General features: G+C 71.3%; 7 protein-coding genes. 2 read left to right on the top strand and 5 right to left on the bottom strand.

Annotated elements, in window-relative coordinates; all coding sequences use genetic code 11:
* Positions 1-211 precede the first annotated feature (211 nt).
* From ACFVU9_RS44975 to ACFVU9_RS44965, 3 genes are all read right to left on the bottom strand, one after another.
* Positions 212-1,849 carry an alkaline phosphatase family protein gene (locus ACFVU9_RS44975; RefSeq protein WP_380444777.1) on the bottom strand — a complete coding sequence of 546 codons (1,638 nt, stop codon included), beginning with the start codon at positions 1,847-1,849 and terminating at the stop codon, positions 212-214.
* Between the two features lie 283 nt (positions 1,850-2,132).
* On the bottom strand, positions 2,133-3,542 hold the full coding sequence (locus tag ACFVU9_RS44970; protein WP_380444778.1) for a M14 family zinc carboxypeptidase: 1,410 nt from the start codon (positions 3,540-3,542) through the stop codon (positions 2,133-2,135).
* A gap of 285 nt (positions 3,543-3,827) precedes the next feature.
* Positions 3,828-4,121: a hypothetical protein gene (locus tag ACFVU9_RS44965; RefSeq protein WP_380444779.1), complete on the bottom strand. Its 294-nt coding sequence runs from the start codon at positions 4,119-4,121 to the stop codon at positions 3,828-3,830.
* A gap of 83 nt (positions 4,122-4,204) precedes the next feature.
* Here ACFVU9_RS44965 and holA point away from each other — a divergent pair, with 83 nt between their 5' ends.
* Complete coding sequence (gene holA, locus ACFVU9_RS44960; RefSeq protein WP_380444780.1) at positions 4,205-5,203, top strand: DNA polymerase III subunit delta; 999 nt, start codon at positions 4,205-4,207, stop codon at positions 5,201-5,203.
* A gap of 346 nt (positions 5,204-5,549) precedes the next feature.
* Here holA and rpsT read toward each other — a convergent pair whose 3' ends face one another.
* Both rpsT and ACFVU9_RS44950 read right to left on the bottom strand, forming a co-directional pair.
* Positions 5,550-5,819, bottom strand: coding sequence for a 30S ribosomal protein S20 (gene rpsT / locus ACFVU9_RS44955; RefSeq protein ID WP_218205877.1), 270 nt, complete (start codon positions 5,817-5,819; stop codon positions 5,550-5,552).
* Between the two features lie 199 nt (positions 5,820-6,018).
* The gene (locus ACFVU9_RS44950) at positions 6,019-6,324 is read right to left on the bottom strand and encodes an antibiotic biosynthesis monooxygenase family protein (RefSeq protein WP_380444781.1); all 306 of its coding nucleotides are present in this window, start codon (positions 6,322-6,324) and stop codon (positions 6,019-6,021) included.
* A 214-nt stretch (positions 6,325-6,538) separates the two neighbouring features.
* On the opposite strand from ACFVU9_RS44950, the gene lepA reads away from it, so the two are divergent.
* Complete coding sequence (lepA, locus tag ACFVU9_RS44945; RefSeq protein WP_380444782.1) at positions 6,539-8,407, top strand: translation elongation factor 4; 1,869 nt, start codon at positions 6,539-6,541, stop codon at positions 8,405-8,407.
* Positions 8,408-8,520 lie beyond the last annotated feature (113 nt).

Here is an 8,520-nt window from a genome sequence, read left to right as displayed (position 1 = left end):
GCGGCGCGCTCCGGGCAGGCCCGGAGCGCGCCGCCGGGAAAAGGGAAAGCGGTGGAGGCCCCCAGCCCCGACCGCCTTTCGCCACATGGGGGACGCCCTGGCGGCGCAGCGAATGGGACCGCGGATGTGGCCGAGCGGCCGCACGCGCCTGGCGTGCGGCCGCTCGGGGTGGGTCATCGGAGGCCGGCGGGCGGCTTCCGCCGTCCGGCGGTCAGCGGACCGGCAGGACCCGGGTGTGCTCCTCGCGGACGGCCTCCAGGGCGTTCGGCTTGAGGCCGAGCAGCTTCAGGATGGTCGGCGCGATCTGCTTGGTCTCGACCTTCTCGTCCTCGCGGACGCCGCCCGGGGTGCCCGCGCCGGAGACGACCAGCGGCACGTTCAGGTCGTCGGCGTGGGCCCCGCCGTGCTCGGCGATCTTGCTGCCGCCGGTGTAGACGACGCCGTACTGCGCGACGCCGAAGACGTCCGGCACCCGGGGGTCGCCCGGGTCGACGCCGAAGTGGTCGGCGGCCTCGTCGCCCGCGTAGATCCGCTCGATGCCGCTCCGGGTGAACGGGCGGGCCTTGCCGTTGATGTCGACGCCGTTGCCGCTCTGCGCCAGCAGGTAGTTCTTGGCGAACCCAGTGGCGGCGTCGGAGCGGTCGTTGAGCCAGAGCAGCACGCCGTCGTCGTCGACCGCGTGGGCGACGAGGTTGCCGGCGCCCGGGTGGGCGGCCTTCCAGGCGGCGTTGAGGCCGTCCAGCAGCGGCCCGTCGTCGATCCGGTTGAGCGCGGTCGGGTCGGTCGGGGACTGGCCGTGCTTGGCCGACAGGATGATCGTGGTGGAGCCGTCGAGGTGCTGCGCGCGCAGTTCCGCGGTCAGGGCGCCGATCTGCTGGTCGACGAACTCCAGGCTCTTCGCGAGCAGCGGGCCGGGCACGCCCTTGGTGGCGTAGCCGCCCTGGAGGCCGTCGGAGCTGTTGAGCTTCTGCGCGGTGGAGACGGACTGGAGGTTCAGGCCGAAGACCGCCGGGGTGCCGACCTTCTCCGCGCGGCTGTGGTCGTAGCCGTCGATCTCGTTGAGGACGGCCTGCACTTTGTACGAGTCGTATTGCTGGGTGGCCTTGTTGTCCTTGGTCCAGTCGCCGCTGTACCCGGTCGCCTTGCTGTTGATCTCCGGGGTGAAGAGGTCCTGGATGCCCTCGCCGGAGGGGCCGTTGAGGATGTCGTAGGCGGCGTGCTTGTCCGACCAGGCCGTGCGCAGGCCGGCCTGGCGGGCCACCTCGAAGACGGTGTTCACCTGGAGGTAGGAGTGCGGGTAGACCGGCTGGCAGGTGTCCGGGTCGACCGGCAGCTTGGCCGGGTTGATCAGCGTCTGCGGCCGGCCGGTCATCTGCAGGATGGAGCCGGGCAGGCCGGCGAGGCCCTGGCCGGCGTCGATCGAGTCCTGGTTCTTGTCCAGGTCCTCGGTGAGGTCGATCTCGACGCCGGGCTTGGCGTTCTCGCAGTCGGTGGTGCCGGCCGGGAGCAGTTCGGCGTTGTAGGTGTCGTCGTAGTAGACGCCGGTGGTGCCCGGGCCGCCGCCGGTGAGCTGCGCGACCATGCCGGGGAAGGAGTCCGAGGGGTTGGTGGTGCTCGCGCGGGTGTACTCGACACCGCCGCCGACCAGCCGGGCCAGCGCGGACTGGGGGTGCTGGGCCACGAACCAGGCGAGGTCCGACTGGTGCAGGCCGTCGACCGAGACCAGCAGCACGTGCTTGGCGTGGGCGTCGCGGCCCTCTTCGGCGGCGGCTGCCTGGGCGACGGTGGATCCGGCCAGCACTCCGGCGGCGCCGAGGGTGGCGGCGAGCCGGACGTAACGACGGGTCACGGAAGACTCCTGTCGAGGGGGAAGGTGGCTGCGGCGGTGCGCTCATAGGGTGGGAGGCCCCGGTATACCGGCGGCGGCCGGGGAATGAACAGCGTCGGACTCCTCGGCGGAGAAATTCGAGAATTCGGCGAATCTCACCAAGTGGACTCACGGTCAACGGAATTGGTGAACATGCACCGTCAATGAACGGGCAGCCGGAAATGTCCTCGGTCCGAATGGGGCCGGCCGCGGCGTTCCGGGGAGTCCGGAACGCCGCGGCCGGGGGTGGGGCGGGTGGGGCGGTTCAGCCGTCGGTCGCCGTGGTCGTGTACGGGGCCTGGGCGTGGGTGGCGGCGTACATCAGGGCGGTCTTCATCTTGGGCCAGAAGTAGGAGTCCTGGCAGGAGTAGGCGGGCATGAAGCCGGAGCAGCCGCGGGAGTCGCTGTCGCCGACCTCGATGGTGAAGCTGGCGGTCCCGAGCTTGTCGTAGACCCAGTCGTCGGTGCCGCCGGCGGCGTCGTAGAGAATCTCGCCGGCCTGGCCGGCCTGGTAGTTGGTGAGGGTGCCGAGTTTGCCGGCGAGGGCGCGCAGCGCGGCGTCGTTGCCGGTGTGGACGGTGTGGTCGTGGGCCCACGGGAAGATGACCATGCTGGCGTCGCTGTGCAGGGTGATCATGATGCCGCGGGTGTCCGCCGGGGCGGGGTCGGTGTCGCCGGGGCCGCGCACGGCCGGGTAGAGGTTGCGGAACAGCCCTTCCAGGGCGGTGTTCTCGACTTCGGAGTCGGCCTGCGGCCCGAGGTAGATCTCGGAGCACGGGTCGGGGGAGGTGCCGAGTCCGCCCCAGTGGGTGCCGGCGTTGCGGTTGAGGTCGACGCCGATCTGGCCGGAGAAGTCGCAGGCGGAGCCGTTCGAGTCGTCGGCGTTCTTGCGCTGGTAGAGCGGGTTGTCGCCGCCCTGCTGGACGATGTCGACGCCGTCGGGGTTGGCGATCGGCACGACCCAGAGTTCGGTGGAGTCGAGGAGCGCGGTGACGTCCTGGTCGGTGCCGTAGCCGCCGGTGAGGTGGTCGATCCAGCGCCACGACATTTCGCCGGTGGTTATCTCGCGGGCGTGGATCTGGCTCATCAGGAAGAAGCGGGGTTTGGCCGAGTTCGGTGAGAGCGAGCAGTCGTTCCCGGTCCGTTTGGTGATGCAGACGGCTTTGAGGTCGTAGCCGCCGGGCCGGCCGTTCTGCTTGCGCCAGGACTGGCCGTAGGTGACCACGGTCGCCAGGTCGGGGTGCTGGGAGGCGACTTGGTCGAGGTGGGCGTAGTGGGCGTTGACGGTGTGGTAGCCGCCGTCGTACGTCTCGTTCGGGTCGCCGGCTGCCAGTTGGCCGCTCCTGGGACGGAGTTGGAGCGGCGCCTGGGCCGGGTCGGGCATCGTCCGCTCGACCGTCGGCGTGAAGCCGAGCAGTCGCAGCCGGGTGCCGTCGCGGGCGTCGCCGAGGACGAACAGGTCGTCGCCCTGCCGGTGTTCGAGCAGGTCGAAGCCTGCGCCGGTGAGCGTCTGGGCGTCTGCCGCGGTGTGGGTGGGGATGCGGTAGACGAAGACGTTCCCGGGGCCGGACCGGTGGGTGTTCTGGGCCGTCGCGCTCGGCACGGCGGTGAGGGCGAGCGCGGTGAGTGCGGCGAGGGTGCCGGCCGCGAGGGCGATGGAACGCTTCCTGGCCATGGGGGCCTCCGAAGTCGTGGGGGTGTCGCGTGGGGGACGGGTGGTGGAGCGGGCGGGGAACGGGAAGCAGGGAGTGCCAAGCGTTTATGTCAGGGGCATGACATCAAGTGCGCCGCACGCCACCACCACCGTCCATGAAGCAAAGCGCCGCCCCGACCGCCCGTCAACTCCCGGCGGGGAGTTTTCCGTTGCGGCCAGGGCGGTCAAGTCCGCCGGAACGGTCAAGTCCGCCAGAGCGTGCAAGTCGCCCCGGGCGCCCAGGCGGTCGAGCCGGCCGGGGTGTGGTCAGCCCTCCTCGCGCCAGCCCTCGTACTCGGCGGCGAGCGCGTCCAGGGCGCGCAGCCTGGCCGGGGTCCACCCGTCCTCCGGGGGTTCGACGACGACCAGCCACTGGGCGTCCTCGGCGTCGTCCTCGCCGGCCAGGGCGTCGCGGACGACCTCCAGTTCGCCGAGATCGGGCTGGGTGGCGCTGAGTTCCTCCGCGGCCTCGTCGGCGGCGTCGCGGTCGGGCAGGACGAGCAGCTGCCGGGCGTGCGGGTCGTCGACGTCCGGCTGGTCGGTGGTGAGGTCTTCGGTCACCGGCCCATTCTCCAGGTCCGCCGGGCGGTGCCGTCGCCCAGGTCCGGCCGGGGCTGTCCGCGCTCCGTGGGATGCTGGTGGGGATGGCCAGGAAGAGTGCACCCGACGACCTGCTCGCCCCGCTGACCCTCGCGGTCGGCCAGGAGGAGCTGCTGCTCGACCGCGCGGTCGCCCAGGTGGTGGCGGCGGCGAAGGCGGCGGATCCGGACACCGACGTGCGGGACGTCCCGCCGGGCGGGCTCCAGCCCGGCAGCCTGGCCGAGCTGACGACGCCGTCGCTGTTCGCCGAGCGCAAGGTGATCGTGGTCAGGGCCGCCCAGGACCTCTCCGCCGACTCCGTCAAGGAGGTCAAGGCGTACATCGAGGCCCCGGCCGAAGAAGTGATCATGGTGCTGGTGCACGCGGGCGGTGCCAAGGGCAAGGGCCTGCTGGACGCGGGGCGCAAGGCGGGCGGCCGGGAGGTGGCCTGCGCCAAGCTGGCGAAGGCGAGCGAGCGGCTGGCCTTCGTCAAGGGCGAGTTCCGCACGCTGGGGCGCTCCGCGACGCCGGAGGCCTGCCAGGCCCTGCTGGACGCGCTCGGCAGCGACCTGCGCGAGCTGGCTGCCGCGTGCAGCCAGCTCACCTCGGACGTCGAGGGCACGATCGACGAGACCGTCGTGGCCCGCTACTACAGCGGCCGGGCCGAGGCCACCGGCTTCGAGGTGGCGGACCTGGCCGTCACCGGCCGGGCGGCGGAGGCGCTGGAGCGGCTGCGCTGGGCGCTGGCGGTCGGGCAGCCGCCGACGGGCATCACCTACGCGCTGGCGTCCGGCGTGCGCAGCATCGGGCGGCTGGCGAGCGCCGGGCGGAACATGCGCCCGGGGGACCTGGCGCGCGAGCTGGGCATGCCGCCGTGGAAGGTCGACCGGGTCCGCCAGCAGATGCGCGGCTGGACGGGCGACGGCGTGGCCGTCGCGCTGACGGCGATCGCGCAGGCGGACGCCGCGGTCAAGGGGGGGTCGGACGATCCGGCCTTCGCCCTGGAGCGCGCGGTGGTCGCGGTGGCCCGAGCGGCCCGGGCGGGCAGCCGTCCGTCGTACTGAGCCGTCCTAGACCGTCCTGGGCCGCCCTAGGCCGTACTGAGCCGTACTGGGCCGTACCGACGAGCGCGGCCAGGGGCGCCTCGAAAGCCCCCGCGCCCCCGCACGCTCCCACGCTCCCGCGCGCCCTCGGGGGCGTCACTCCCACCGCCCGCATGGGCCCAACGCGACAGGCGCCGTGACCGGCCTCTGGAGAAGAGGGGGGTCACGGCGCCTGCCGTAGTGCTGTGTGCACCGCACCCGCGTGGCGAACGCAGGCCGCGTGCGGTGCGAGTCTCGCGCGCCTCAGGGGTCCGGGTAGAGGGCCGGGTCACCCTGCGGCGTCGGGGGCCGGTGGCCCCCGGTGGCGTCAGGCCTGGACGGCGGTGTTGACGCGCTTGGTGATGGCCGACTTCTTGTTGGCGGCCTGGTTGGCGTGGATGACGCCCTTGCTCACGGCCTTGTCCAGCGCCTTGGAGGCGGCGCGGGCCAGCACGACGGCCTTCTCGGTCTCGCCGGCGGCAGCGGCCTCACGGGCCTTGCGCAGAGCGGTCTTCAGCGAGGACTTGACGGCCTTGTTGCGCAGGCGCGCCTTCTCGTTGGTCTTGTTGCGCTTGATCTGGGACTTGATGTTCGCCACGAAGGAGCCTCAGTCTTGTCTAAAAGGTATTGAACGGGTTGCACCTTCGGGCCGTCGGACCAGCTGAGAGGGCATGCCGAGGCCAGGTGCAGCTGACTACGCTACCAGGGGCCCGCCGCCCGCCCCAAACCGGCCGGAGCGCCGCACCCCGGCCGGCCGCACGTCCGGCTGGCCGCATCCCGACCGCCCGCGCACCGAGCTACGCGTCGAGGACCGGCTCGCCGTAGTGCTCGACCTCAGGGAAGGGCCGGTAGAAGCGGTGCAGGAGGTCCCGCCAGCGTTCGTACTCGGCGGAGCCGCGGAAGCCCTCGGTGTGGTCGGCGAGGGTCTCCCACTCGACCTGGAGCAGGAAGCGCGAGCCGCGCCCCTCGTCGAGGCAGCGCCGCAGCTGCAGCGAGCGGAAGCCGCGCTGGACGGCGATCAGCGGCCGGGCCTCGGCGAAGGCGGCGAGGAACTCGTCCTCCCGGCCGGGCAGGACGTCGAGCAGGGCGCTTTCCAGGATCATGGGACGCCATCCTGTCGCCGCTCGGTCCGGGCGGGAAGGCCTGCTCCGCACCCCCACGAACGACCCGGGCCGGACCGAACGGCGGCCCGCGCCGGGGTCGTGGGAGGATGGGAGGAACTATTTCGATCGGACGAGACTGTCCGGTCCCCCCGGGAAGCCGGTCAGCGATGACCCGGACGCCCCCGGCCCCGGACCAACGGAGAATCGGACCAAGGTGCCCGCGACCCCCAGCAATGTGCCAGAGCCCAGCCGTACCGACCCGGCGCTGATCCGCAACTTCTGCATCATCGCCCACATCGACCACGGCAAGTCGACGCTCGCAGACCGGATGCTGCAGATCACCGGCGTCGTCGACCCGCGGCAGATGCGTGCCCAGTACCTCGACCGCATGGACATCGAGCGTGAGCGCGGCATCACCATCAAGTCGCAGGCGGTCCGCCTCCCGTGGGCGCCGAAGACCGGGCCGAACACCGGGTCGACGCACATCCTCAACATGATCGACACCCCCGGCCACGTGGACTTCACGTACGAGGTGTCCCGCTCCCTCGCCGCGTGCGAGGGCACCATCCTGGTGGTCGACGCGGCCCAGGGCATCGAGGCGCAGACCCTCGCCAACCTGTACCTGGCGCTGGAGAACGACCTCACGATCATCCCGGTGCTCAACAAGATCGACCTGCCGGCCGCCCAGCCGGAGAAGTACGCCGCCGAGATCGCGCACATCATCGGCTGCGACCCCTCCGACGTGCTCCAGGTCAGCGCCAAGACCGGTCTGGGCGTCGAGGACCTGCTGGACCACATCGTCAACACCATCCCGGCCCCGGTCGGCGTCAAGGACGCCCCGGCCCGCGCGATGATCTTCGACTCGGTGTACGACTCCTACCGCGGCGTGGTCACCTACGTCCGTGTCGTGGACGGCCAGCTCACCAAGCGCGAGCGCATCGCGATGATGTCCACCGGCGCGACCCACGAGCTGCTGGAGATCGGTGTCATCTCGCCCGAGCCGAAGGTCGCCGACGGCCTCGGCGTCGGCGAGGTGGGCTACATCATCACCGGCGTGAAGGACGTCCGGCAGTCCAAGGTCGGTGACACGATCACGTCGATGCACAAGGGCGCGACCGAGCCGCTCGGCGGCTACAAGGACCCGCGCCCGATGGTGTTCTCCGGCCTGTACCCGCTGGACGGCTCGGACTACCCGCTGCTGCGCGACGCCCTGGACAAGCTGCGCCTGAACGACGCCGCCCTGGTGTACGAGCCGGAGACCTCGGTCGCGCTCGGCTTCGGCTACCGCTGCGGCTTCCTCGGCCTGCTGCACCTGGAGATCATCCGGGAGCGCCTGGAGCGCGAGTTCAACCTCGACCTGATCTCCACCGCCCCGAACGTGGTCTACCGGGTGATCATGGAGGACGGCACCGAGCACACCGTCACCAACCCGAGCGAGTTCCCGAGCGGCAAGATCGCCGAGGTGTACGAGCCGGTCGTGCGCGGCACGATCCTCGCGCCCAACGAGTTCGTCGGCGCGATCATGGAGCTGTGCCAGTCCCGCCGGGGCAGCCTCCAGGGCATGGACTACCTCTCCGAGGACCGGGTCGAGCTGCGCTACACCCTGCCGCTCGCGGAGATCGTCTTCGACTTCTTCGACCAGCTGAAGTCCAAGACCCGCGGTTACGCGTCCCTCGACTACGAGCCCATCGGCGAGCAGACCGCCGACCTGGTCAAGGTCGACATCCTGCTGCACGGCGACGCGGTCGACGCGTTCTCCGCGATCGTGCACAAGGACAAGGCCTACAACTACGGCGTGATGATGGCGGGCAAGCTGCAGAAGCTCATCCCCCGCCAGCAGTTCGAGGTGCCGATCCAGGCGGCCATCGGTTCCCGGGTGATCGCCCGCGAGACGGTCCGCGCGATCCGCAAGGACGTCCTCGCCAAGTGCTACGGCGGTGACATCTCGCGCAAGCGCAAGCTGCTGGAGAAGCAGAAGGAGGGCAAGAAGCGGATGAAGATGGTCGGCCGCGTGGAGGTCCCGCAGGAGGCCTTCATCGCCGCGCTGTCCACCGACGCCGAGGCCCCCAAGGAAAAGAAGTAACGGAAGAGAAGTAGCAGCGGCGGAAGGGCCCGGAGCGATCGTGCTCCGGGCCCCTGCGCCCGGCCGGGGGCGGGGAGTTACCCGCCGGGGGGGGTCACATGTGGACCCCGCCC

The sequence above is a fragment of the Kitasatospora sp. NPDC057936 genome (genome assembly GCF_042887525.1).
Lineage (GTDB): Bacteria > Actinomycetota > Actinomycetes > Streptomycetales > Streptomycetaceae > Kitasatospora.
The sequence above is the reverse complement of the archived record's forward strand: the minus strand, read 5'-3'. Positions and strand labels throughout refer to the sequence as shown.